The organism is Parvibaculum sedimenti, from assembly GCF_009184905.1.
In the GTDB taxonomy this organism is placed as follows: domain Bacteria; phylum Pseudomonadota; class Alphaproteobacteria; order Parvibaculales; family Parvibaculaceae; genus Parvibaculum; species Parvibaculum sedimenti.
Genome location: NZ_WESC01000013.1, coordinates 47,991 through 71,155 on the forward strand (window position 1 = coordinate 47,991; position 23,165 = coordinate 71,155).

Sequence of the window (23,165 nt, forward strand, 5' to 3'; positions counted from 1 at the left end):
GTTACCGCTTCAGAATGTCGATGGTTTGCGAAATCATCCGGCGCGAGGCCTGGATAAGATTGAGGTTCGCTTCGTAGCTGCGCTGTGCCTCTTTCATGTCCATGGCTTCGACGAGGCCATTGACGTTCGGCATCTTCACGTAGCCATTCGCGTCGGCGGCAGGATGTCCCGGCATGTACTTCATCTGGAAGTCGGCCTTGTCGAGGACGGGCCGTCCGAGCTGCACGGTCTCGGTGCCAAGCGAACGGTCGAGGCGGTCCTGAAAGGTCGGAATCTTGCGGCGATAGGGATCCCCGCCCGGCTTTGTGGCCGTGGAGTCAGCATTCGCGATATTTTCCGCGATGATACGCATGCGACCGCTCTGGGCCTTCAGACCCGAAGCGGCAACCATCATCGATTTCAGAAGATCCATGGCGGTCATTCTGGCGTTCCTTATGAGTTGCCGCTGATCGCGAGCTTGATGAGGCCGAGGCTCTTCGAATAGAGGCTCGTCACCGTGTCGTAATCCATCTGTGTCTGTGCGACTTTCACCATCTCGTCTTCGAGCGTGACTGAATTGCCGCTCGGCGTGGTTTCAAAGTCCGCCTTCTTGATGAGCTCGCCGCCGCGCGCCTGGCCGAAACTCAAGCCCCCTGCCGCGCTCGGAACGGGCGAGCCGATATGCGCGGGGCTGGTGGCGACAGGCGCGAGCTTGGTGCCGCTCGCATCCACCATCGCGCCAAAATCCAGTTCCTTGAGGTCCCTCGCCTCGTAGCCGGGCGTATTCGCATTGGCGACGTTCTGCGCCAAAACTTCCTGGCGCTGCGTCAGCCAATGCAGGCGCTGCTTCATCATCGAGAGGATGGGGAGATCGCCGATAGCCATGGTCGCGTACCCAATAGAGACCATCTTCACGCTCCCATTCTGGGTGCTCGAGACAGGTCGCTCGTCAGTTCGCAGGCCACGCATTCCTTGGCGGCATGGGCAGTCTTCGCCGCTCAAGGTTAAGATCGTCCTAACGCGGCAAAAATGACCTACCGCCGGTCAGAAGTCGTTAACCGTCGGAATGGCTGATTTTTGCGGGTCTTAACCCGTCATTAAACATGACCCGGCAAATTGTGCCGAAGGGAGGCGGCCCGCAACGGGACGCCCCGGCTGATGGGCATACCGATGGACCTGACAGAAATCTTTCGCTTCGTCGCTGCTCTCGCCTTCATCGTCGGGTTGATCGGGGTTTGCGCCTATGCCGCCAAACGCTTCGGCTTTGCGACCGGTGGCTTCGGCGGAAGCGCGCAGAAGCGGCTCTCGGTCACCGAGGTGAAGGCCCTTGACGCCAAGCACCGACTGGTCCTCATCCGCCGCGACGGCAAGGAACACCTCATTCTGATGGGAGGCGAGCACAACCTCCTGATCGAAACGGGCATCGACGCCCCCACCATCGTGGAGGCCGCCACCATGACGCCAGATGGCGAGCCCCCTGCCCCCGGCTTTCAGTTCCAGCGTATCGTCAACCTCATCAAGGAGCGCCGCGCGTGAACCGCTTTTCGAACTTCGTTCTGCGTCACGTGCCGCTTGTAGTCGGCATTCTCGGCGCATTCATTGCCTTCTCCATTTCCAATGCCGCGATGGCGGAATCGATCAAGGTCGATCTCGCCGACAATCTCGGCCTGACGGACCACGTCGTACAGCTCGTCGCCCTCATCACGGTCCTGAGCCTCGCGCCGTCCATCTTCATCATGGTGACGTCCTTCGTGCGCATCGTGGTGGTTCTGTCGCTTCTGCGCACGGCTATGGGCCTGCAGCAATCGCCGCCGAATTCGGTGATCATCAGCCTCGCACTGTTCCTCACCGCGTTCGTCATGACTCCGACCTTCACGACGGCCTATCATGACGGCATCGAGCCCCTGATGAACAAGAAGATCGAACTGGCTGAGGCTTTCACCAAGACCAGCCTACCCTTCAAGGGCTTCATGCTGACCCAGGTACGCAAGCAGGACCTGAAGCTCTTCGTCGATCTTTCGAAGACCGCCGAACCCGAAGAGGCAAAGGACCTTCCGCTTCAGGTCGTCGTACCTGCCTTCATGTTGAGCGAGCTGCGCCGCTCCTTCGAAATCGGCTTCCTGATCTTCCTGCCCTTCATCGTCATCGACATGGTGGTGGCGTCGGTTCTCATGTCGATGGGCATGATGATGCTACCGCCGGTAACGATCTCGCTGCCCTTCAAGCTCATCTTCTTTGTGCTGGTGGACGGATGGGCGCTGATCGCGGGAAGCCTCGTCCAGAGCTTCGGAACAGGTTGACCGCTATTCGTTCGCAGCAACGGCGGTGCCGTCGAGCTCCGAGACCCGGTCGTCTTTCTTCAAGGAATTGACGAAACGCTCCATCGTGTTGACGGAGGCGATCCGGCTCGCGAGCTCACGGAAGGCCACGCCGTTCTTCTCGATGGCATCCGTCACAACCGCGAAAGCGCTGGCATCAGAGGTGGCGGCCATGCGGCTTCCGAATTGCGTTCTCAGCCGCGAAAGTCCTTCCTCGTCCTCAGCCATCGCATAGGCAATCGCGCTACGCATGACATCGAAGCGTTCGTCATCCGTAAGCGGCCTTGCGCCGCCTGCCCCGGCAAGCACGACCTCGGCCGCGGCTCCCGCGTCGCCCCAACGTTGCGCTTCCCAGAGGATATCGGCGCGCAGCACTTGCGCGATCGGGCCGGGAATCTCCGACAGGAGATCGAGCGCCAGATCGAATTTCTTGAGTGAGCCGAGCGAACGTGCCTCGATCAGGCGGCGTTGCTCGTCGATATCTTCAGGCAGCCCGTTCTGCGCCGTGGCACGGATGATGTTGAGCGCGTCCTGCGGCTTGCGGTCGAGGAGATAGAGACCTGCAAGGCGAGCCGCCACCTGCGCCTTGGCGACGCCGCTATGGAGGCGTTGCTCGATCTGATAGCGAAGCAGCGTCTCGGCCTGAGGCAGCAAATCAAGCGATGCGAGATGCTCCGCCAGATGGCGCAACAGATCGTCGCCCCGCCGGCCGATCGGCGTCAGGTCCTGGAAGTCATAATAGAGGCTCAGCGCCTGAATGGGCGGCAGTTTGGACGCGCTGTCGTTGATGAAATAGTCGGCGAAGATATCCGGCATCCGCGCGCCCATGGCCCGGGCGTCGTCGCTGTTGGGGAAGTTCACCGTGGCGACGCGCATGGTCTTCAACCCGGCCACGACATCGCCGGTGGCAAGCTGACGCTCCGAAAGCGCCGACAGAATGCGCAGCTCGAGATCGTCCCCGCGCCACATCATGCGAAGTTTTTCGAGTTCCGCGAGCAGCAACTTGTCGTTGAGTTTGCCTGCCCTGTTCAGCATCAATGCCTTTTCCAGCCGCGCCTGCACAGCGAACCGACGCACACCCTGGGCAATCGCATCGTCGTAAAGTACCGCCGCCTTATCGGTCTGGTCGAGGGCCGCTGCGATCTGCGCCTTGACCAGCAGAACCTCCGCATCCGCCGCATGATCGCCGCTGCGGTCGGGCAGCAACCTCATATAGCCGCGCGCCGCCTGCAAATTGCCCATGGCGACAGCCGCGCGCGCCGCCTTCAGCTTGACGCGAGCGGCCAGTTGCGGCTCGAGACTGCTGATCGCCGGCGAGGCGAGATCGAAATCGCGCCGCGCCGCCGCCATCTGCCCAAGTTCCACCCGGGCAAGACCACGCCAGATCGCGGCATTCGGATCCATGGCAAGCGTACTTGCCGAAAGGTCGGTGACCGCCTCCGCGTACCTATGAGCGAGGACCTTTGCGACGCCCTTGAGCGCGGCGAAGCCTGGATCGGAGCTGAGCCCGCCGTCGGCTTGCTCGGCTTGGCGAAGCTGAGCGACCGCTTCCGGACCCAGCTGATTGGCGACGAGAAACCGGGCATAAGTCACGCGCGCTGCAGCTACATCTTCGGCGTCGGCCATCGCGATCTTCGCTTCGAGGTCCTTGCGCTCCTCGGTGTAATCCTTCTTGCCGCGCCAGTCCGCGAAATCCATGAAGCCCGCATAGGAGAACGACGCCTGGGACGGCGTCTCCGAATTGTCGGCGGAGAGTGTCAGGCCGCTTTGCCGCGTCACAGCCACCGACTCCGGCCCGGCAACCACATTGAGGTCGTCCGCAATCTGCACGATGGCAAGCCCTTGCGCCGTTTGCAGTGCCTGAAACTCGACAAAGCTGCGCGGCGTCTGCAGCGATTGCACCGGCGCGCGGGCAGTCGCGACTTCGAGCACATCGCCCACGACAGGATCATGAATCTGGACGATGCGCCGCGCATCTTTCATGTCGAAGCCGACGACGCCCTCGCCCGTATCGCGCCATGACCGCTCGACATTGATCGATCGACCGGTGCCTGCAAGCGTTTCACCGACCGAAACCCGCCATTCGGTGCCGCTCTCTGCCGCGCTGACAAGCACATGGCTCCGACCCAGGGGGAAGGCGAGCGCAACACCGTTCTCAATCTCGACAGAACGCGGTTGGCCAACCTGTTTCGACGCATTGCGCAGCAATGCCGACAGATCGAGCGGCGCGGTCCGATCGAAGACGACCCAGAGCGTTCCGGCGCGAACGAAAACGGCCGCGCCTGCTGGCACGGTCCAGGGGAAGATAATGTCGGTGCGCCCGTCCACGGCGCTTGCGCTCACCTTGAGCGGTGCCATCTGCCCTGCCGCATCGGGCGCGGCGGCGGCAATTGGAACTTCCGGTTCGGGTTTGACGGTTTCGGCTGCCTCGTGCTTTTCCACCGCTGGCGGTGCCTCGGAAGTCGGCACGATCCGCTTCGGTGTATGCGCTTGCGCCGCCGGAACTGCGGCGGCGGATTTCTCATGGTCGGCCCGCACGCGAGGCTCTTCCGCCACGGGCTCCGAGGCTTCAGTCTCCGCCCTCGGTTTCAGGTCAAGCACAACCCCAAGATCCTCGCGGAAATCGGTGACGGCGACACCCGGCTTCAGCTTCATAACGATGGAGAGGCGGCCATCGCGCTCCAGCGCGCTGATCGTTTCCAGGTAAGGCGGCGGGTCAACGCGGATCGGTGCCAGCGCCACCTTGGCCGAGCGATCGAAGGTGACCGTCGCCGCGCCCTCCTGCTGCACGACCGAATAGAGAACCGGCTGGTTCCAGTCGAAGACGAGGCGCGTCATGCCATCATGCCGTGCGACGCGAACGCGCAAAGCAGGCGCAGGCGCACCGGGATCAACGATGCCGAGATCCTTGACGAGCTTGGCGTCCTCAGCCGCCTTCTTCTTCGCGGCGGATGCGGCCGCTATACGCGCCAGCACATCGGCTGGCAGCGACGGCGCCTTCCCGGCCCAGGAAGACGGCAGCAGATCAAGATAGAGGCTGCTCTCAGCCTGCTGAACGTTGAGCCAATAATCGAACTTGAGGGCGAGGCGCAACGTCCGGCCATCCGCATCCTGCCGCGCCATGGCGACATAATCCGGCATCTGGCGCATGAATTCGGAAAGGTCGGTCGTGAATGGCTGATCGAATTTAACGACCAGAACGCCCGAGGTGATCGCCTCTACATGGGCGGGCACCCCGCCCGGCCAGGTAAGGACGATACGGCCATAGCCATCGCTCTCGATGAAGTTGCCCGAAACATTGACCGCGGCGCCAGCAGGCGCGGCCACGATCATGGACCAGACGACAAGCAGCGCCGCCGCAATGCTACGCATCGCGCTATGCCGATTCAGATGATGCCAACCGGCCTCGATCAATTCTTTGCCCGCCAGATTTACGCAGGCCGCATCAGAAAAACGCGCGGCCAGGTGCCTGAAGTCAAAGCATAAATGCGCGGAGTTAAGTGACGCTTAAACCGACCGGGCTCACGTCAATTTGTGACAAATCAGACGTGTTTGCCCTTCGTGCCGTCGAGTGCGGCGCCGGGTGCGGCGGGAAGACCTGCCTGCGGCGCGGACGTCGCGGCGGGCACATCCACCGACGGCTTGACGTCCTTGACCGCCGGCACGGCATCAATGCCATCAGGGAGCTTGTCGCCAGTGGCGAGTTCGACGGTCAGTTCCTGTGCCGTCACCGGGTCCATGGCGGCGAGCACGGCAGCAAGCTTGCGCGGCTCCATGCGCTTCGTCACATCGACCAGAACGCCCATGTCGAGCCGCTCGAAAATCCGCGCGGCGTCCTTCGGCTTCATCGTTTCATACATCTTCACGACGCCTGCGAGCCGCGCTTCGTTCGCCTTGTCGTTATCGGCGATGCGCGTCTTGATGCTCGCCTCGATCTGCTTCAACTCGCCAATCCGGTCCTCGACTCGCTTTTCAGCAGCCGTGAGCAGTTGCTCGCGCATTTCGATATCCTTGGCGCGCTTGTCCAGTTCATCGCGGCGTTGAGCAAGACTGCCGAGCACTGCAACCTCGGCGGGGCTCATGGCAGGATCGGAGGGCACCTGCGCCTGCTGCTTGGGCGCGGGAACCAGAGTCTCCGCATGGCCTTTCTCCGCGCCTTCGGAGGCCTTCTCCGCCTCCGCATGGTCGGCGGCACGGGCTGGCGAGATGGCGACAAAGCCTTCGAGTCCGCCGACGAGATGAACGACCTTCAGCCCGAGCAAAAGCCCGGCGCAGAGCATCACGGTCGGCAGGAGACGAAGACGGTTGAACATGGGGTAAACCTCAGCGGGCCCGCTTCAGAAGATCGAGCAGCGGATGCTGCGCCTGGGATTTCTGCGGCTGAGCCGCCCTCGCCGTTTCACGAGCGGGTGCAGCGCTCGCCTGACGCGGGCCGGAAGCCGGCTTCAGATTGGGCACGATTCCCGCCGGCGCGCGGCGCGCATCGATGTTGCCGAGACGATTGGCAATGTCGTTGCCGGCTTCGAGCATGAAGGCAAGCTCGTCAGCAAGACTCCTGCCCCGAGCAACATGTTCACTCAGTTTCTGGCCCGTCGCATTCGAAGCATCGCGCAGGCGGGTGATGGCATCCGACGCCTGCTCAGTCGCGGCAGACAGTTCGCCGATCAGATCGCGCAGACCATCCTGCCCCGAGCGCATGGCGCGGAGGCGACGGTCGATCATGGCGCAATAGCCGATCGTCGCGACGAGCAGTATCGAGACGATGCCCTCCAGCAGGAGGTCGAACGGCAATCCGGTTTCAAGGAAATTCATCGGCGCGCTCCTGTGGCGTTCGATCCGCCTGCCTGGTTTGCCGCCATAGCGGCCTCCATCGCCTCGGTGCGATTGGTTTTCTTGATGCCATGCTCGATGCGCACGGCGACGTTGCTGCTCATGCGCCCGATGCGCCCCGATGCGAGCGGCACACCGCCGCAGCGCATTTCGACCAGCGCGTCAGGCCCGTTGTTCAGCATCAGCGTTTGCCCGACCTTGAAATTCATGACTTCGCGAAGCGTGAGCTTCTGTTCGTCGAGTACCGCTTCGAGCGGAACCTTGGTCGACCAGAGTTCAGTCGCGAGATGGCTTTCCCAGATGGAATCCCGCCCGAACTTCTCGCCCATGAACATCTGAAGCAGAAGTTCACGGATCGGCTCGAGCGTCGCATAGGGAAGCAGCATTTCGATGCGGCCGCCGCGATCTTCCATGTCGATGCGGAGCTTGACCAGAATGGCTGCATTCGCAGGACGTGCAATGGCAGCAAAACGCGGATTGGTCTCCATCCTGTCGAGTTCGAGATTGACCGGCGACAGGGGTTCGAAGGCGGCTTTCGCATCCTGCAGCACGACTTCGATCATGCGCTGGACGAGATTGAGCTCAATGGTCGTATAGGGCCGCCCCTCGATACGCATCGCGGCTGTGCCGCGGCGTCCGCCCAGCAGCACGTCGACGATCGAATAGATGAGGTTCGAGTCGACCGTGAACATGCCGTAATTGTCCCACTCCTGTGCACGGAAGACAGCGAGGATGGCCGGCAGCGGAATGGAATTCAGATAATCGCCGAAGCGGATCGACGAAATATTGTCGAGGCTCACCTCAACATTGTCTGACGTGAAATTGCGAAGGCTTGTGGTCATCAGACGCACGAGCCTGTCGAACACGATTTCAAGCATAGGCAGGCGCTCATAGGAGACGAGCGCGGAATTGATGATTGCCTTTATGCCCGATTTGTCGCCGGCATCTTCATTGTCGATCTCGAAGCCGAGCAGGCTGTCGATCTCGTCCTGGTTGAGCACGCGTTCAGGCGGCGCGCGAAACTCAGGCTGCGCCGCGGCCTCATCCTCATCGTCCGCCATGGCGGCCATGGCCGCGGCCATTTCGTCCTGATCGATGTCGTCGATATCAGCCATGAATCACACTTTTCCCGGCGGGGCCCACTGCCCTACTGAACGATGACTTCCTTGAAGAGAATGTCGCTGACGATTGGCGGCTGGATCGCGAGCGTAATCCGACGCAGCAGCTCTTCCTTGACGCGTGCCATGCCGGCTGACCCTTCAAGGTCTTCAGGCCTGAGTTCGCGCAGAAAGGTCTGGAAGCCGTCGAGAACGCGCGGAAGCTCCGCGTCGAGGCGCTTGACGGCTTCCTTGTCCGTAACCTGGAGCGACACTTTCATCTTCAGAAAGTGCTGGGGCGCCGGACCGCTCAGGTTCACGAGAAAGTCCGGCAGGTCGTAGAAGACCGGCTCGGCAACAACCGGCTTCGCATTTTCACCGCCGCCGAGAAGCCCCGAAAAATAGACGCCGGCGCCTGCTCCACCGAGCAGGAGGAGAGGAACGACGATGTAGAGAACGAGAACCCTTCCGCTCAGCTTGCGCTTCGCGGGAACGGCGGCCTCTGCTTCATCACCTGAAGCATCAGCGCTGATCGCTGCTGCCATGACTACCCCACCCTTGCCCGCCGGCGACGAGGCCGGATCAATTCAAAGCGCCTCGGGCGACGCGAGAACGCATTCCGCCCGTGCGCTGCGCACGTCTGAATATTTGCTGATTTTAGTTAATGAAGCGTTGCGGGCGTCGGGTGCCTCCCGGCAAGAACTGCCCGGTAAAGCCTGCCACGAAGCCGGGGACCGCCGGACTGCTTATCTTCTAAGCCGCTGAAATTGCGCATGTTTTTTTCTGGCACACGCCCTGCACATGAGTGGCTGAGCTTCACCAACGGCACGACTTCGGAACCGCCATGGACAACGCAATTCTCATCGGACTATCGCGGCAGAGCGCCATGATGCGCCAGATGTCGGTGATCGCGAACAACATCGCGAACATGAACACCAATGGCTACAAGTCCGAGAGCATGATTTTCGACGAGTTCGTCATGCCCGTTGCGAGCGAGGCGAGCCCCGACAAGAACCTCTCCTTCGTTCAGGACCTGGGCCAGTTCCGCAATGTCGCCGACGGCGCCATGCAGACAACGGGCAATCCGCTCGATGTCGCGATCAGCGGCGAAGGCTTCTTCAAGATCCAGACGCCGCAGGGCGTGCGTTATACGCGCGACGGTCACTTCCAGCTCGACGGTTCCGGCCAACTTGTCACGCAGGAAGGCAACCCGGTGCTTTCCGACTCCGGCTCGCCCATCACCTTCAATGCCGACGAAGGCGAGATCACCATCGCCCGCGACGGTACGATCACGACCACGCGCTCCGGCACCGCCAATTCCGAACAGGTGCGCGGTAAGCTCGGCCTCGTCACCTTCGCCAATCTCCAGGACATGAAGAATGAGGAGAACAACCTCCTCTCGACGACGCAGACCGAGGCGCCTGTGCAATCTGCGCGCGTCGTTCAGGGCTCAATCGAAGGCTCGAATGTGAAGCCCATCGTGGAGATGACCAACATGATGACCGTCCAGCGCTCTTACGAAAGTGCGCAAAAGCTCATCGAGGCCGCTGACGACATGCGTCGCCAGGCCATTTCGCAAATCGCCGCTGCGGCCTGAACCGCACCTGACCGTTCAACACGATCCCCTCGCTTAACAAGATCAAGGAACCCGATCCATGCAAGCGCTCAGCATCGCCGCCACCGGCATGATGGCCCAGCAGCTCAATGTCGAGGTGATCTCGAACAACATCGCCAACATGAGCACGACGGGCTTCAAGAAACAGCGCGCCGAGTTTCAGGACCTGCTCTACCAGAACCTGCGCCGCGTCGGCACGAACTCATCCGACACCGGCACTGTCGTTCCCTCGGGTGTGCAGATCGGCCTCGGCGTCAAGACAGGCTCGGTCTATCGCATCATGAACCAGGGCGACATGGACAATACGGGCAACAAGCTCGACATGGCGATCCAGGGCCGCGGCTATTTCCGTGTGCAGCTTCCGAGCGGCGAAGACGCTTATACGCGCGCCGGCAACTTCTCGTTGAGCGCGACCGGCCAGATCGTCACCTCCGACGGCTACACGGTGCAGCCGGGCATCACCATCCCGAGCGACGCAACCGACATCACGATCAGCAAGGATGGCCAGGTGCAGGCAACCATTCCCGGCCAGACGGCGGCTCAGGTCGTCGGCCAGCTCGATCTCGCGACCTTCCCGAATGACGCCGGCCTCGACCCTCAGGGCGACAACCTCTTCCTTGAAACCGCCGCGAGCGGTGCGCCCTCCGTCGCCACGCCTGGCACCACTGGCGTCGGTACCTTGCTGCAGGGCTTCCTCGAGACCTCGAACGTCAATGCCGTGACGGAAATCTCGAGCCTCATCACTGCGCAGCGCGCCTATGAGATGAACTCCAAGGTCATCACCGCCGCCGACGAAATGATGTCGGTCACGTCGAACCTGAAGTGAGAATAACAGCAATGTTTTCGGGTATGCGCCATTCCGTTCTGATGCTTGCCGCCGTCACCGTCGTGACGGGCTTCACCGCCCGCGCCGACGCAGCCGCGCTGCGTTCCGACGTCACAGTTTCCGGCAATGCCGTCACACTCGGCGATCTCTTCGACGATGCAGGAGATGCTGCGCGCGTCATTGTTGCCGATGCGCCTGCACCGGGCCTGACGACAGACATCTCCGTCTCGCGCATTTCTCTTGCCGCACGCCGCAGTGGCCTTGCCTGGCACAACACGACGGGGCTCACCCATGTGACCGTCGCGCGTGCAGGCATCGCCGTTCCCGATGCCGAGGTTTCTTCAGTGATCGCTTCGGCAATCATCGCCTCGACGCCTTCGCTCATGCCGAGTGCAAAGCTCCAGGTCGATTTCGCCAATGGCGCCGCCGGCATTCAGGTCGGCATGGACGCTCCCGCCACCGTGAAGGTCGAACAGATCGCCACCAATCCGCGTACCGGTGCGTTCGACGCGCTGCTTCGCGCGCCCGCCAACGATCTCACGGCCCCGCTCCGCCACGTGTCCGGCCGCGCCTATCCGGTCGCCGATGTTCCGGTTCTCACACGCGAGATCGCACCGGGCGATGTGGTCCGCGCGCAGGACATCGATTGGGTGCGCTTGCCCGCCATGCGTGTCAGCCAGAACATCATCACGTCGCTGGACCAGCTTGTCGGCATGTCGCCGCGCCACCAGATCCGCCTCGGCGAACCGATCCGCACCACGGATGTGCAGGCACCCCTCGTCGTGAGCAAAGGTATGCAGGTGGACATGACCTATGCCATCGGCTCGCTGACGCTGCTTGCCCGCGGTCGCGCGCTGCAGAGCGGTGCGGTGGGCGATACGGTCGACGTTCTCAACCCGCGCTCAAATCGTACCATTCAGGGCATCGTCGAAGGGCCGAACATGGTTCGTATCGAAGCCCTCGGTGTACCCCATCCCGCCGAACTGAAGTCCTGAGCAGGCCCTAGCAGATAATGAGGTTCGTAATGTTTTCCCGCCTGGTCTCCGCGCGCTCTGCCGGTCTTGCAGTACTTGCCGCTTTCGCCATGACACTTGGCGGCTGCGGCGCCATGGACCGCATCGACAATATCGGCGCGGCCCCCGCACTCGCCCCCATCGCCAATCCGACGACGCAGCCGGGCTACCGCCCTGTCAGCATGCCGATGCCGACGGCGGAGAAGGTTGTCTACGAGCCGAATTCGCTCTGGCGCACCGGCTCGCGCGCCTTCTTCCGCGATCAGCGCGCAGCGAAGGTTGGCGACATTCTCACCGTGTTGATCGACATCGCCGACAGCGCCAAGGTCGACAACTCGACGGAGCGCACACGCGCCAATTCGGAAAATGCGGGCCTCACCAATTTCCTGGGGCTCGAGGGCAAGTTGAAAAACGTGCTGCCGAGCGGTGTCGACCCGACGAGCCTTGTCGACGGTTCGAGCGCGAGCGCGAGCAAGGGCGCAGGCTCCGTTGACCGCAAGGAAAGTATCGCGCTCACGATTGCAGGCGTCGTGACGCAGGTCCTACCCAACGGCAATCTGGTGATCGAGGGACGCCAGGAAGTTCGCGTCAATTATGAGGTACGCGAACTTCTCATTAGCGGCATCGTCCGGCCGGAGGACATCTCCAACACCAACACGATCAAGCACACGCAGATCGCCGAAGCGCGCATCTCCTATGGCGGTCGCGGCCAGATCAGCGACGTGCAGCAGCCGCGCTACGGACAGCAGCTTTACGACATCGTGATGCCGTTCTGATGGTTTGATGTCGGAAAACAAAACGCGGCTCCGAAAGGAGCCGCGTTTCTGATTCAGTGCCTAAGCAAAGCCGAAGCCTCAATCGTCGCGATAAACCTTTTCGCGCCGCTCGTGGCGTTCCTGCGCTTCAATGGAGAGCGTGGCGATGGGACGCGCATCCAGCCGCTTCAGGCTGATGGGCTCGCCGGTCTCCTCGCAATAGCCGTAAGTACCTTCCTCGATCCGGCGCAGCGCGGCGTCGATCTTGGAGATCAGCTTGCGTTGCCGATCGCGTGTCCTGAGTTCGAGCGAGCGCTCCGTCTCCGTCGACGCGCGGTCGGCGAGATCCGGATGCTGTGCCGTTTCTTCCTGAAGATGCTGCAGCGTTTCGCGATTTTCGTGGAGGATGTCGTCCTTCCACTTTTCCAGCTTGCGCCGGAAATACTCGCGCTGCCGCTTGTTCATGAACGGCTCGTCCTCGGACGGTACATAGCCTTTAGGTAAGCGGACAACCATTCGCGGTGATCTCTCCTGACACACACGCAAGAAAACGCGGCGGAGTATAGGGAGTGGATTCTCGATTCTCAACAACCGAAGGCAACTTAGGTTATCAATCTCCAACCCGTTGATAAATATAAGAGAAATGCAGCCCTTCAGGCGGAATTCGCCATCGGCGCGCATGAACCTTCTGTTACGCCGTTATGCGTTCAGAACCTAATGTATGAGATTATGCATAATTATACCTGCTCCCGTCGCAGGCTTATGGGTCATTTTTGGCACTTCGGACATAGCTTCAGGCGGGTAAAAAGCGCCGCTTGAGAGACCGCAAGGCAGTCCTCCGATCAGTCTTTCGGGAAGGCTCCGAACTTCGCCAGTTCGACCCGCGCCCTGAGCTCGATGTGATCGAGGATGTTCCCCAGCTCGGGATCTACGACGCGGCCCCGCTGCCCTTCGACGGCAATGAGCAGACGCGAAAGCTTTGCCTGTGGCACCTGCCCCGCGAGCAGCGCCACCTTTATATCGTCGAGCATGTCGAGCAATTGCTCGCCACGCGCGATGGCGCGGCGGGGCGAGGTCAGTGCGTCGCCCGCGGCGGAAGCACCTTGCAGCGCGAGAAGCGCGTCAACGGCGCCCAGCGAGGCCGCAGCGCCGAGGCCCGCAACGCCCCTGCCTTCGTCCAACTCTCCCGCCATGAAGCCGGAGCCCAGGCCGCGCGCCGATGCCGAGCGCTTGCCCGCCGTCTGGCCGATCTGCCGTGTACCGCCAATCTTCATCGATATGTCCTCAAGCCCTTTTTCCGGCAATGCGCCGGACGATATGGAGCTATTCGACAGTGATGATGGACCGCATCCGTTAAAGCGGCGTTAAGCATGAACTCATCGCCGGCAGAATTTGCCGGGAGCGCCGTCGAAACTTGCCGGGCATGGCGGAAGCGCACCATTCAGAAGGCGCATGAGACAAACAAAATCAGCCACTTAGGCCATGGCATGGCTTTCGCTAGGGAGGGTCGTACTCTTACGCCTCAGACGGTCAGCAAATGCTCAGGCACATCGCCGCCTTCTTCCGCTCCACCGCACCGCTCCTCGCCTTGGCCTGTGCCTTTGCGCTTGTTCTGCCTCAGGGCGTTCAGGCCTCGTCGCGCATCAAGGACATCGTCGATGTCGAAGGCGTCCGCGATAACCTGCTCGTGGGTTATGGCCTCGTGGTCGGCCTGAACGGCACGGGCGACACGCTGCGCAACGCGCCCTTCACGCAGCAGAGCCTCACCGCGATGCTTGAACGGCTGGGCGTCAACACGCGCGGCAGCCAGATCAAAACGGCGAATGTGGCCGCCGTCATGGTGTCGGCAAACCTGCCGCCTTTCGCACCGCAAGGCACCCGCATCGACGTGACTGTCAGCGCGCTTGGCGACGCGACCAATCTTCAGGGCGGCGTCCTGCTTGTGACGCCTCTCATGGGCGCGGATGGACAGGTCTATGCCGTCTCCCAGGGTTCCGTGGCAACCGGCGGCTTTTCCGCCAAGGGCGACGCGTCATCCGTGGTACGCGGTGTGCCGACCAATGGCCGCATCGCCAATGGCGCCGTGGTCGAACGCGAAATCGACTTCAAGCTCGCCGAGCTCAAGACGCTGCGCCTTGCGCTACGCAACCCCGATCTCACGACCGCTCAGCGCGTCGCCGGCGCCATCAACACCTTTCTGGGCAACGGCGCGGCTGTCGCCAACAATCCGACCACGGTTCAGCTGACCGTGCCCCCTTCCTATGCGGGCAATGTGGTCAATCTGTTGACGGATATCGAGCAGCTCCGCGTGGAGCCTGACCTCGCGGCCCGCGTTGTCATCGACGAAAGCTCGGGCGTGATCGTGATGGGTCAGGATGTGCGCGTCAGCAAGGTGGCCATCGCGCAGGGCAACCTCACCATCAGCGTCACCGAAACGCCGCAGGTCAGCCAGCCCGCGCCCTTCTCCAACACCGGCCAGACCACCGTCGTGCCCCGCACCAGCGTCAATGTCGATGAGGCCAAGGGCCGCAAGCTCGCCATGGTCGACGGCAGCATCAGCCTCAAGGAACTGGTGGACGGGCTCAACGCCCTCGGCGTCAGCCCGCGCGACATGATCACCATTCTTCAGGCGATCAAGGCTGCAGGCGCACTCCAGGCCGAAATCGAGGTGATGTGATGATCGCCAGCCTCGCCGCCGCCACGCCCGCCTATGTCCACACGCCGATGCAGGCTTCAACGCCCGGCGCGACGCGCAATGCAAAGGCCTGGGCCGTGGCGCAGGAGTTCGAGAGCCAGTTCATCTCGGTCATGGCGCAGTCAATGTTCGAAGGCATCAAGTCCGACGGGCCTTTCGACGGCGGGCAAGGCGAAGGCATGTTCCGCTCGCTCCTCGTCGATCAGTACGGCAAGGAAATGACCAAGGCGGGCGGCATCGGCATCGCCTCCAACATCTACAACGAAATTCTGAAGCTTCAGGAGCAAGGACGATGAGCGAACCCCACCGCATCGCCGCAGGCGACCTTTCCCCCGCCGCCCTGGTGGACCGCATGCTTGCCGTCGCCGACCAGCTCGGCGACATCATCATCCGCGAAACCGGCCACCTTCAGGCCTGCGAGCCTCTGAGGATCGGCGAGCTTCAGGAGCAGAAAATCCGCCTTGCCAATGAATATGCCATGGATGTCCGCGCTGTGACGTTGCGCAAGGATTTGATCGACCGCGCACCTGCCGAGAAGGTCGCGACGCTCAAAGCCGCCATGACAAAGCTCGACAGCTTGCTTCGCGCAAACGAAGTAGCCCTCGGCGCGGCGAAGTCCGTCTCCGAACGGCTGCTCAAGGCCGTGGCCAACGCAGTCTCCGAGAAGAAGGCCCCTGTCCTGGGATACGGCCGCAATGCCGCCATCGCGCGGCCCTCGGGCAGCTCGCCCGCAGCCATCGCGCATGACGCGCGCGTTTAAGGCTAATACCGCCTTAAAATTAACCGGACGCTAACCCTGTTCGCGCGAGTGTTGAGGCACATTCGGGCATCGTCCATTCCGCGCGCGACGCGCCGGCCATGGACAGGACAGCGGGGGCGGCTTCAATGTCAAAATCCAGCAGGCAAGGCGCAGCGAAGCACATCGACCTGGACCGGACGATAGAACGGGCCCAGACCTATCATCGCAAAGGCCAGTTTGCCGATGCGGAGCGCCACTACCGCATGGCGCTCGCCCAGGACCCCGCCAATGCTGGCATACTTCGCCTCATGGGGGTCCTAGCGCATGAGGCCAGGCGCAACGACCGCGCCATCGAAATGCTGCAACGGGCACTCGACGTCGATCCCGATTACAGTACGGCCCATCGCAATCTGGCTCATGTCTTCGCTCTCGAAGGCAAGAACCTGGATGCCCTTCACCATTATTGCGAAGCCGCGCGGCTCGATCCGACCGACATCAACGCGCTGATCGAAGCGGCCCGCCTGCAAAGCGACGGCCTCGGAAACTACGAAGCGGCGCTCGCCACCTATGACCAGGGCCTCATTTCTGCGCCGAATGACGCCCGGCTCCATCGCGGCCGGGGCAAGATGCTTGCCGAGATGGACCGGCCGGACGAGGCGATTGCCGCCATGGCGGAGGCCGGCCGCCTTGCGCCGGACGACGGCGTCGTCGCCTACCATCAGGGAACGATTCTCGCCCGCTTCGGCCATGCGCAAGAAGCCGCCGAAGCATTCGAGCGCGCCGCGAAACTCAACCCGGACGATACAGAAACCTGGATCGCCTATGGCAATGCCCTTGCCGCCATAAAGGAAAAGCAGAAGGCAGTGGACGCATTGTCTCGTGCCATTGAGCTCACGCCGGATGCTGCCATCGCCTATACCAATATCGGCAATATCCTTGCCGACGAGGCGATGCTGGAGGAGGCGATAGGCGCCCACCTCAGGGCCATCGATCTCGCGCCTGCCCTCTATCAATCTTATGTAAATCTAGGCTCGGCGCTCCAGACCGCCTGCCGCCCGCAGGAAGCTCTACCCGCCTACCAGAAAGCCGCGGAACTCAACCCCGGGCATGACGGCATTCTGTGGAATCTCGCACTCTGCCTGCTCTCGGTCGGACGCCTCGAAGGTTGGGACATCTACGGCTTCGGCTTCAGCAGCGGCCAGCGCAAGCCCATGCGCCCCTTCCCCGGCCTGCTGTGGGAAGGTCAGGACCTCAAGGGTAAGACCATCATGATCTGGCGTGAGCAGGGCGTGGGCGACGACCTGCGTTTCTCCACCGTCATTCCGGATATGATCGCCGAAGCGGGCCATGTCATCGTCGAAACGGAGCCACGCCTCGTCGATCTCTACCAGCGCAGCTGGCCCGAAGCGACCGTCCGCGCCGAGCAGGGCCGGGCTACCGGTCTCGGAAATTACCCCGAGGAGGAAATCGACTTCGACTACACCGCACCCGCTGGCATCGCTGCATCGCTGCGCCGCCGCACGCTCGATACCTTTCCGAAGCGTTCGAGGCCGCTCGTTGCTTGCCCCGAGAAGCGCGCCGATGCGCGAGCATGGCTCGACAGTCTCGGTCAGGGACCGAAGGTCGGTCTGACCTGGCGCTCCGGCATGCGCAATCCCGTCCGCAACATCTTCGCAACCGATCTTCAGGATTGGATCCGCCTTCAGGAGATCGAGGGCCTCAAGCTTATCAGTCTTCAGTTCGGCAATCCGCAGGACGAGATTCGCGAGGCGGCCGAGAAGCATGGGCTCACCATCCACGAAATGCCCGGCGTCGACACGCATAATGATCTCGACGGGACGGCAGCGTTAACGGCCGAACTCGACTTTGCCACGGGTCTCTGGAACGCGGCCGCGGAAATGACCGGCGCCCTCGGCATGCCCGGACTCTTCTATATGCCTGCGCATCATCCCATGCAGATCGGCACCGGCACCCTGCCTTGGCATCCGACACTGCAAATCTATCCGGTCATGCCCGGCTTCAACCGCTCCGAGCTTCTGGGCCGCATTCTTTCCGACGCCCGCATTCTCCTGGCCGCCCGTCGGGTCTGAGGCCGCGTTCCGTACACGCGCGGCAAATGCCACCCGGCAAAAATCGCCGCCCCCGGCACCCGCTGCCGGGGCGACGGCCAGAGGAAATCATATAAGTCATTGTTTTTATTGAATATTATAACTGGCCCGCTCCTTGCTGATTAAGTTGCCAGTAAGTACAGGAACACAAGGGACTGAAATGCTCCGTAGGCGAACGAGAGAGGCGACGAGGACCAACTTTCCTCATCCGGCAAAAAAATAAGCTGGACCGCCGCGCGTTTACGCGGAATTAAGCATTAATTTTCAGTATGACACTCGAGCCGGACCGAGACACGCCGGCAGAACCCAAGAGGGTGATTGAAATGGCTGACGTTGTTCTCTCTAGCGCGATGCGCTCCAATCTGCTGAGCATGCAGAACACTGCGAAGCTGCTCGACCAGACGCAGCAGCGCGTGGCAACCGGTCTCAAGGTCAATAGCGCGGTTGACAATCCGCAGTCCTATTTCACGGCGAAGGGACTGAACGGTCGTGCATCGGACCTGAATACCCTGCTCGACAATGAAGGGCTGGCGGTTCAGACGATCAATGCTGCGAGCCAGGGCATCGACGCGATCCAGAAGCTGGTGCAGCAGGCCAAGGCCACCGCGACCCAGGCGCTTCAGACAACCATTCAGCCGACGACGCTGACGGAAACCGTGACCACCCATGACTATTCGACGACCAACGGCTCCCTGACGATCAAGATCGGCAGCAAGTCCGCGGTCACCGTCCCGCTGACAACCAATATCCAGAGCGCCGGCGACCTGAAGGCCGCGATCTCGGCCGCGGGCATTTCGGGTCTCAGCGTCACTGAGACTTCTGCCGGTCTCCTCAAGTTCACGGTCTCCACGGGCGACAAGCTCACCCTGAGCGGCGATGCCACGACCACAGGCGGCGCCCTTGCCGACACGACCAACACCAATACGTCGTCCAACGGTACCAGCCGCAACAAGCTGATCGACGACTACAACAACCTGCTGACGCAGATCGACCAGCTCGCCAAGGACGCAAGCTTCAACGGCACGAACCTGTTGCAGTCCGGAACGAACCTGGTCGTCAACTTCAACGAGGACCAGAGCTCGAAGCTGGCTATCGCGGGGGTAAACTCCAACTCTGCGGGCATCGGCCTCGATCCCCTCGCTTATGACGCCTTCAATAACGACGATAACATCAAGGCCGTCCAGAACAGCAACGATGGGGCAACAAACAAGCTTCGCAGCCTCGCCACCTCCTTCGCCTCAAGCCTGTCCATCGTGCAGGCCCGCGAGGACTTCACGAAGAATCTGGTAAATACGCTGCAGACAGGCGCGGCGAACCTCATCACCGCCGACACGAATGAAGAAGGCGCCAACATGCTGGCCCTGCAGACTCGTCAGCAGCTCGGCGTGCAGGCCCTTTCGATCGCCAGTCAGGCCCAGCAGAGCGTCCTGAAGCTCTTCTGAGCCGCCTGACACCATCTCTCTAATAGACAAACCAGCGGGGCTCTTCGGGGTCCCGCTTCTTTTTTTGAAAAATCGGAGAAATTTTTTGGAGCATTTTACCGGGTCTTAAGACCTCGGGCGCATAGTCCTCGCGAGCTCAGGAAGAGCCCACGACATTCGTTCCTAGGAAAGGAAAAATACAATGAGCGGAATTTCGCTTTCGTCCGGCGTTCGTCAGAACCTTCTGACCCTTCAGAACACCGCCGATATGATGGCCACGACCAACAACCGTCTCGCCACGGGCAACAAGGTCAACAGCGCCGTCGACAATCCGAACTCCTACTTCACGGCATCGGGCCTGAACAACCGCGCTTCGGACCTTTCCACGCTTCAGGATAGCATGGGCCTCGCCGTCCAGACGATCAATGCGGCGAGCACGGGTATCGACGCAATCACGAAGCTTGTCGCTCAGGCCAAATCGACGGCCAACCAGGCGCTCCAGGCATCCAACACGGCGACGACGCTGACGACCTCTTTCGCCGCCGCCAGCGGCTCGACCCTCACGCTCTCGGTCGCAGGCGCCACCGCTGCGTCGGTCACGATCGCTTCCGGCGCCACGGTGAGCCAGGCCGCATCCGCGATCAACGCGTCGACCAGCGCCAAGGGTGCCGGTATCTCCGCTTCGGTCGACTCCAGCGGGAAGCTGGTTATCAGCGCCGCTTCGGGCGACAAGCTGGACGTTGCGGACACGAAGCACACCCTCTCCGCCACGACGTCGGACAATGGCGTCAATAACACCGCGACCTACGTGAAGCAGTACAACGACCTGCTCCAGCAGATCGACCAGCAGGCCAACGACGCGGGCTTCAATGGCGTCAACCTGCTTCAGAGCGGTTCGAGCCTCTCGGTGACCTTCAACGAAAGCGGTTCGAGCAAGCTCGACATCGCTGGCAAGGATGTGTCCTCGACCGGTCTCAATCTTTCGAGCGTGGCCCAGAGCGACTGGAGCTCGGCGGGCAAGGTCGACAAGACCGGCGTCAATGCCACGATCTCCAAGCTCGACGCGGCCACCTCGACGCTCCGCGCCCAGTCGACCGCCTTCGGTAACAACCTGTCGGTCGTGCAGAACCGCCAGTCGTTCACGAAGAGCATGATCTCGACGCTCCAGACCGGCGCTTCGAACCTGACCCTTGCGGACTCGAATGAAGAAGCCGCGAACCTGCTCGCCCTTCAGACCCGCCAGTCGCTCGCGACCACGGCTCTGTCGATCTCGAACCAGGCCAACCAGAGCATCACGAAGCTCTTCTGATACGGCCTCTTCCTGACCAGATACCGACGGCGGGGACGAAAGCCCCCGCCGTTTCCTTTTGAAACGCGCAAACGGCGATTAAGCTAGGATCAGCGTTGATTCTGGTTCTTGCCGCCCAAGGAAAAGCCATGGCCCTCAAAGTCGAACTCAAGCCGGGAGAGCGTTTCATCCTCGGCGACAGCGTCATCACCAATGACGACCAGCGCACACGGCTCTTCGTTGAAGGCGACGCCCCCATCCTGCGCGAAAAGGACATCCTGCGGCTCGAGGATGCCGACACGCCCTGCAAGAAGATCTATATCGTGCTCCAGATGATGTATCTCTCGGTGGACCCCAAGCAGCATCACCCGCTCTATTTCCAGTTGATCGACGATGTGCTGCGCGCCGCGCCGAGCACCGCGCCCTATATTGAGGCCGTAAACAGTAAAATCTTAACGGGTGAAATGTATAAAGGCTTGAAGGAAGCCAAAAAGCTCATCGAATACGAGGGGACACTCCTCAACAATGCAAAGACATCACCAAGCCTATAATCAAACGGCGACGATGGTTGTCGCCGACCCGCGGGAATTCGATGCGTCGATCCTGCTCAAGGCTGCCAGCCGCTTCCAGCGACTGCGCGACAATTGGGAAGACCACGATCGCCACGAATTGGCGGACGCCCTCCTCTACAACCGGAAGATCTGGACGGTCTATGCGACCTCCGCCGCGGAGATGGATCACCCTCTTCCGCGCGAGATCAAACAGAACATCGCAAACCTCGCCATCTTCATCTTCAATCGAACGCTTGAGCTCCAAGGCAAGCCCGAAGCGCGTCTTCTCGATGCGCTTATCAACATCAATCGACAGATCGCTGCCGGTCTGCTGCAAAAGCCGGATCTGCCCCTCGCCGCAGCAAGCTGAACGTTCGATCCCCACCACGAAAAAGGGCCCGGTTTTCCGGGCCCTTTTTCGTTTCAGGAACTAGTCCGACGCGTCACATGTAGGTGACCAGCGAGAGCTTCGAGAGTGACGAGGTGATCTGGTAGCTCGCCTGAAGCTGGGTCATCAATGTCGTGAGCTTTGTCGAAACCTCATAGTCATTGGCATTCAGATTGTCGCCGAGCAGGCTCTGGCTCGTCGCGATCTGCGTTTGAAGGCTCGTTTTGGTGGCGTCGAGATTGGATGATTGCAGGCCAAGCTTGGTGACTACACCTTCGATCGACTGCGTGCCCTTGTAGTTGAGGGCCGTCGCGGTTCTCTGCGTCAACGCCGAGTAGGAAGCCGCGGCATTCGTATCCGTGGCGTCATACTGAACGACCGAAATAACGGCCGCAGCCTTCAGTGCTGTGACGATGGCGCTCTGGTCCGCGCGGGCGCCATAGGCGATCTGCTGCCCGTCCCCCACGGTGGCAACGAAATTGTCGCCCGCGGCGCCGCTCGTGTCGCCCTGATACCAGAAGACCGTGTCAGTTGTCGTGCCGTCCTGCAGCGCCGTCGCAGTATATGGATCGCTACCGCTGACGCGCTGCGGCGGATTGCCGAAGAAGTCGTTGCCAGCCTGGACGGCGGAAGCTGCCTTGAGCGTCGAGCCCGCTTCACTCTTGATGGAGGCGGTGAGCGCAGACTGGAAATTCGCTGCGCTCGTCGCGGCATCGGCGCCGATGGTGAACTGCCCGGCCCCGGCCGGATTCTTCGTGGTCGCCGCCAGTTTGACCGTCGTGGTCGTGCCATCGGGCAAGGCCAGATCGACCGAGATGGTATCGCCATCCGCCGGAAGCGTCGCGCCGAACTGCACGTTGAGCGATGCAGGCGAGCCGGCGGGGCCGGTCACCGTCGCACCCGTCAGATTGGAACTGACCGACGACAGCTTGAAGCCGAATACGCCCGAATCCTCGGTGAGTGAAACGGAATCCGCTGTCGGAGCGCTCGTTGAGAGGCGGCCCATGCCATCGGCGCCGAGATCGGCCTTGGCGCGCTCCGCAATCACGGTCTTGAGGCCCGCATGCGCTGTATCGCCATTCAGCATAAGGTCGGTCGAGACAACGGGCGTCGTCTGCGTGTCCTTGCCACCGAAAAGATACCGATCAGCGACGCTCTGGTTGAGCAGGCTCACCATCTGGTCGAGATAGGCGCCGGCAGTCGTCTGGAAACTCGTCTGAGTTCCCGTGCCGGCGCTCAGGTCGAACGATGAGGTGAGGCTCCCCGTCTTCACGCTCGACGCCATGCTGTTGATGCTGGTGAGCGCATCCGCCGATGTCTGAATACGCAGCTGAACCGTGTTGATCGTGTCGATGTAGCTGTTCGACTGACTGACCTGATTGTTCAGCGAAAGCACGAGGCTCGTCGCCGAGCCGAGCTTGGCATAGGTGTCTGCCTTGTATCCCGACGTCAACTGTTGCTGCAGATCGGCAAGCTGCGTCTGAATGTTCGCGATGCTGTTCTTCATCGCCGTGGATTGAGACAGGGAAGAAATCTGCATGA

24 protein-coding genes are annotated in these 23,165 nt (G+C 61.6%); 14 read left to right on the top strand and 10 right to left on the bottom strand.

The genetic code is table 11. The features are described 5' to 3' along the window. Position 1: 1 nt before the first annotated feature. Both flgC and flgB read right to left on the bottom strand, forming a co-directional pair. The gene (flgC, locus tag F2P47_RS13855) at positions 2–412 is read right to left on the bottom strand and encodes a flagellar basal body rod protein FlgC (protein WP_152216973.1); all 411 of its coding nucleotides are present in this window, start codon (positions 410–412) and stop codon (positions 2–4) included. A 20-nt stretch (positions 413–432) separates the two neighbouring features. Then, complete coding sequence (gene flgB / locus F2P47_RS13860) at positions 433–888, bottom strand: flagellar basal body rod protein FlgB (RefSeq protein WP_246176903.1); 456 nt, start codon at positions 886–888, stop codon at positions 433–435. Positions 889–1,137: 249 nt separating this feature from the next. Here flgB and F2P47_RS13865 point away from each other — a divergent pair, with 249 nt between their 5' ends. Then, a complete protein-coding gene (locus tag F2P47_RS13865; RefSeq protein WP_152216974.1) occupies positions 1,138–1,515 on the top strand; it encodes a FliO/MopB family protein in 378 nt (125 codons plus the stop codon). A gap of 89 nt (positions 1,516–1,604) precedes the next feature. Further along, positions 1,605–2,279: a flagellar type III secretion system pore protein FliP gene (gene fliP, locus F2P47_RS13870; RefSeq protein WP_152217032.1), complete on the top strand. Its 675-nt coding sequence runs from the start codon at positions 1,605–1,607 to the stop codon at positions 2,277–2,279. Positions 2,280–2,282: 3 nt separating this feature from the next. Here the strand turns inward: fliP and F2P47_RS13875 are convergent, their stop codons facing one another. The 5 genes from F2P47_RS13875 to F2P47_RS13895 form a co-directional block, all read right to left on the bottom strand. Continuing rightward, complete coding sequence (locus F2P47_RS13875) at positions 2,283–5,669, bottom strand: hypothetical protein (protein WP_152216975.1); 3,387 nt, start codon at positions 5,667–5,669, stop codon at positions 2,283–2,285. Positions 5,670–5,839: 170 nt separating this feature from the next. Further along, complete coding sequence (locus F2P47_RS13880; RefSeq protein WP_152216976.1) at positions 5,840–6,610, bottom strand: MotE family protein; 771 nt, start codon at positions 6,608–6,610, stop codon at positions 5,840–5,842. Positions 6,611–6,620: 10 nt separating this feature from the next. Further along, positions 6,621–7,109, bottom strand: a complete 489-nt coding sequence (locus tag F2P47_RS13885; protein ID WP_152216977.1) for a DUF6468 domain-containing protein — start codon at positions 7,107–7,109, stop codon at positions 6,621–6,623. Beyond that, positions 7,106–8,242 (bottom strand): flagellar motor switch protein FliM, encoded by a 1,137-nt coding sequence (gene fliM, locus F2P47_RS13890; protein WP_152216978.1) that lies wholly within the window; start codon positions 8,240–8,242, stop codon positions 7,106–7,108. Before fliM ends, F2P47_RS13885 begins: the two co-directional genes overlap by 4 nt. 32 nt (positions 8,243–8,274) lie before the next feature. After that, complete coding sequence (locus F2P47_RS13895; protein ID WP_152216979.1) at positions 8,275–8,769, bottom strand: flagellar basal body-associated FliL family protein; 495 nt, start codon at positions 8,767–8,769, stop codon at positions 8,275–8,277. Positions 8,770–9,068: 299 nt separating this feature from the next. Between F2P47_RS13895 and flgF the strand changes: the two genes are divergently transcribed. The 4 genes from flgF to flgH are packed head-to-tail and all read left to right on the top strand — an operon-like array spanning position 9,069 to position 12,454. Further along, on the top strand, positions 9,069–9,821 hold the full coding sequence (gene flgF, locus F2P47_RS13900; RefSeq protein ID WP_152216980.1) for a flagellar basal-body rod protein FlgF: 753 nt from the start codon (positions 9,069–9,071) through the stop codon (positions 9,819–9,821). A gap of 58 nt (positions 9,822–9,879) precedes the next feature. Continuing rightward, on the top strand, positions 9,880–10,665 hold the full coding sequence (gene flgG / locus F2P47_RS13905; RefSeq protein ID WP_152216981.1) for a flagellar basal-body rod protein FlgG: 786 nt from the start codon (positions 9,880–9,882) through the stop codon (positions 10,663–10,665). Between the two features lie 11 nt (positions 10,666–10,676). Next, a complete protein-coding gene (gene flgA, locus F2P47_RS13910) occupies positions 10,677–11,660 on the top strand; it encodes a flagellar basal body P-ring formation chaperone FlgA (RefSeq protein WP_152216982.1) in 984 nt (327 codons plus the stop codon). A 29-nt stretch (positions 11,661–11,689) separates the two neighbouring features. Beyond that, a complete protein-coding gene (gene flgH / locus F2P47_RS13915; protein ID WP_152216983.1) occupies positions 11,690–12,454 on the top strand; it encodes a flagellar basal body L-ring protein FlgH in 765 nt (254 codons plus the stop codon). 78 nt (positions 12,455–12,532) lie between these two features. Here the strand turns inward: flgH and dksA are convergent, their stop codons facing one another. Continuing rightward, positions 12,533–12,949 carry an RNA polymerase-binding protein DksA gene (gene dksA / locus F2P47_RS13920; protein WP_152216984.1) on the bottom strand — a complete coding sequence of 139 codons (417 nt, stop codon included), beginning with the start codon at positions 12,947–12,949 and terminating at the stop codon, positions 12,533–12,535. Between the two features lie 326 nt (positions 12,950–13,275). Further along, positions 13,276–13,707, bottom strand: a complete 432-nt coding sequence (locus F2P47_RS13925) for a flagellar assembly protein FliX (RefSeq protein ID WP_152216985.1) — start codon at positions 13,705–13,707, stop codon at positions 13,276–13,278. A 263-nt stretch (positions 13,708–13,970) separates the two neighbouring features. On the opposite strand from F2P47_RS13925, the gene F2P47_RS13930 reads away from it, so the two are divergent. The 8 genes from F2P47_RS13930 (at position 13,971) to flaF (ending at position 21,605) form a co-directional block, all read left to right on the top strand. Next, complete coding sequence (locus F2P47_RS13930) at positions 13,971–15,110, top strand: flagellar basal body P-ring protein FlgI (RefSeq protein ID WP_152216986.1); 1,140 nt, start codon at positions 13,971–13,973, stop codon at positions 15,108–15,110. Further along, positions 15,110–15,424, top strand: a complete 315-nt coding sequence (locus tag F2P47_RS13935) for a rod-binding protein (RefSeq protein ID WP_152216987.1) — start codon at positions 15,110–15,112, stop codon at positions 15,422–15,424. The genes F2P47_RS13930 and F2P47_RS13935 overlap by 1 nt, the downstream gene beginning before the upstream one ends. Further along, a complete protein-coding gene (locus tag F2P47_RS13940; protein WP_152216988.1) occupies positions 15,421–15,888 on the top strand; it encodes a hypothetical protein in 468 nt (155 codons plus the stop codon). The genes F2P47_RS13935 and F2P47_RS13940 overlap by 4 nt, the downstream gene beginning before the upstream one ends. A 125-nt stretch (positions 15,889–16,013) precedes the next feature. Then, a complete protein-coding gene (locus F2P47_RS13945; RefSeq protein WP_185681123.1) occupies positions 16,014–17,957 on the top strand; it encodes a tetratricopeptide repeat protein in 1,944 nt (647 codons plus the stop codon). A 341-nt stretch (positions 17,958–18,298) separates the two neighbouring features. Continuing rightward, entirely contained in the window at positions 18,299–19,417 is a 1,119-nt protein-coding gene (locus F2P47_RS13950) for a flagellin N-terminal helical domain-containing protein (RefSeq protein ID WP_185681124.1), read from the top strand. A gap of 181 nt (positions 19,418–19,598) precedes the next feature. Next, positions 19,599–20,705 (top strand): flagellin N-terminal helical domain-containing protein, encoded by a 1,107-nt coding sequence (locus F2P47_RS13955; RefSeq protein ID WP_152216991.1) that lies wholly within the window; start codon positions 19,599–19,601, stop codon positions 20,703–20,705. Between the two features lie 128 nt (positions 20,706–20,833). Continuing rightward, positions 20,834–21,235, top strand: a complete 402-nt coding sequence (flbT, locus tag F2P47_RS13960; protein WP_152216992.1) for a flagellar biosynthesis repressor FlbT — start codon at positions 20,834–20,836, stop codon at positions 21,233–21,235. Between the two features lie 13 nt (positions 21,236–21,248). Next, on the top strand, positions 21,249–21,605 hold the full coding sequence (gene flaF, locus F2P47_RS13965; protein ID WP_246176904.1) for a flagellar biosynthesis regulator FlaF: 357 nt from the start codon (positions 21,249–21,251) through the stop codon (positions 21,603–21,605). 73 nt (positions 21,606–21,678) lie between these two features. Here the strand turns inward: flaF and F2P47_RS13970 are convergent, their stop codons facing one another. Continuing rightward, positions 21,679–23,163, bottom strand: coding sequence for a flagellin N-terminal helical domain-containing protein (locus tag F2P47_RS13970; RefSeq protein ID WP_152216994.1), 1,485 nt, complete (start codon positions 23,161–23,163; stop codon positions 21,679–21,681). Positions 23,164–23,165 lie beyond the last annotated feature (2 nt).

Bases quoted from the DNA above. Each gene is read 5' to 3' on its own strand.
- flgC (WP_152216973.1), bottom strand. From the start codon at position 412: ATGGATCTTCTGAAATCGATGATGGTTGCCGCTTCGGGTCTGAAGGCC.
- flgB (WP_246176903.1), bottom strand. From the start codon at position 888: ATGGTCTCTATTGGGTACGCGACCATGGCTATCGGCGATCTCCCCATC.
- F2P47_RS13865 (WP_152216974.1), top strand. From the start codon at position 1,138: ATGGGCATACCGATGGACCTGACAGAAATCTTTCGCTTCGTCGCTGCT.
- fliP (WP_152217032.1), top strand. From the start codon at position 1,605: ATGGCGGAATCGATCAAGGTCGATCTCGCCGACAATCTCGGCCTGACG.
- F2P47_RS13875 (WP_152216975.1), bottom strand. From the start codon at position 5,669: ATGCGTAGCATTGCGGCGGCGCTGCTTGTCGTCTGGTCCATGATCGTG.
- F2P47_RS13880 (WP_152216976.1), bottom strand. From the start codon at position 6,610: ATGTTCAACCGTCTTCGTCTCCTGCCGACCGTGATGCTCTGCGCCGGG.
- F2P47_RS13885 (WP_152216977.1), bottom strand. From the start codon at position 7,109: ATGAATTTCCTTGAAACCGGATTGCCGTTCGACCTCCTGCTGGAGGGC.
- fliM (WP_152216978.1), bottom strand. From the start codon at position 8,242: ATGGCTGATATCGACGACATCGATCAGGACGAAATGGCCGCGGCCATG.
- F2P47_RS13895 (WP_152216979.1), bottom strand. From the start codon at position 8,769: ATGGCAGCAGCGATCAGCGCTGATGCTTCAGGTGATGAAGCAGAGGCC.
- flgF (WP_152216980.1), top strand. From the start codon at position 9,069: ATGGACAACGCAATTCTCATCGGACTATCGCGGCAGAGCGCCATGATG.
- flgG (WP_152216981.1), top strand. From the start codon at position 9,880: ATGCAAGCGCTCAGCATCGCCGCCACCGGCATGATGGCCCAGCAGCTC.
- flgA (WP_152216982.1), top strand. From the start codon at position 10,677: ATGTTTTCGGGTATGCGCCATTCCGTTCTGATGCTTGCCGCCGTCACC.
- flgH (WP_152216983.1), top strand. From the start codon at position 11,690: ATGTTTTCCCGCCTGGTCTCCGCGCGCTCTGCCGGTCTTGCAGTACTT.
- dksA (WP_152216984.1), bottom strand. From the start codon at position 12,949: ATGGTTGTCCGCTTACCTAAAGGCTATGTACCGTCCGAGGACGAGCCG.
- F2P47_RS13925 (WP_152216985.1), bottom strand. From the start codon at position 13,707: ATGAAGATTGGCGGTACACGGCAGATCGGCCAGACGGCGGGCAAGCGC.
- F2P47_RS13930 (WP_152216986.1), top strand. From the start codon at position 13,971: ATGCTCAGGCACATCGCCGCCTTCTTCCGCTCCACCGCACCGCTCCTC.
- F2P47_RS13935 (WP_152216987.1), top strand. From the start codon at position 15,110: ATGATCGCCAGCCTCGCCGCCGCCACGCCCGCCTATGTCCACACGCCG.
- F2P47_RS13940 (WP_152216988.1), top strand. From the start codon at position 15,421: ATGAGCGAACCCCACCGCATCGCCGCAGGCGACCTTTCCCCCGCCGCC.
- F2P47_RS13945 (WP_185681123.1), top strand. From the start codon at position 16,014: ATGTCAAAATCCAGCAGGCAAGGCGCAGCGAAGCACATCGACCTGGAC.
- F2P47_RS13950 (WP_185681124.1), top strand. From the start codon at position 18,299: ATGGCTGACGTTGTTCTCTCTAGCGCGATGCGCTCCAATCTGCTGAGC.
- F2P47_RS13955 (WP_152216991.1), top strand. From the start codon at position 19,599: ATGAGCGGAATTTCGCTTTCGTCCGGCGTTCGTCAGAACCTTCTGACC.
- flbT (WP_152216992.1), top strand. From the start codon at position 20,834: ATGGCCCTCAAAGTCGAACTCAAGCCGGGAGAGCGTTTCATCCTCGGC.
- flaF (WP_246176904.1), top strand. From the start codon at position 21,249: ATGGTTGTCGCCGACCCGCGGGAATTCGATGCGTCGATCCTGCTCAAG.
- F2P47_RS13970 (WP_152216994.1), bottom strand. From the start codon at position 23,163: ATGCAGATTTCTTCCCTGTCTCAATCCACGGCGATGAAGAACAGCATC.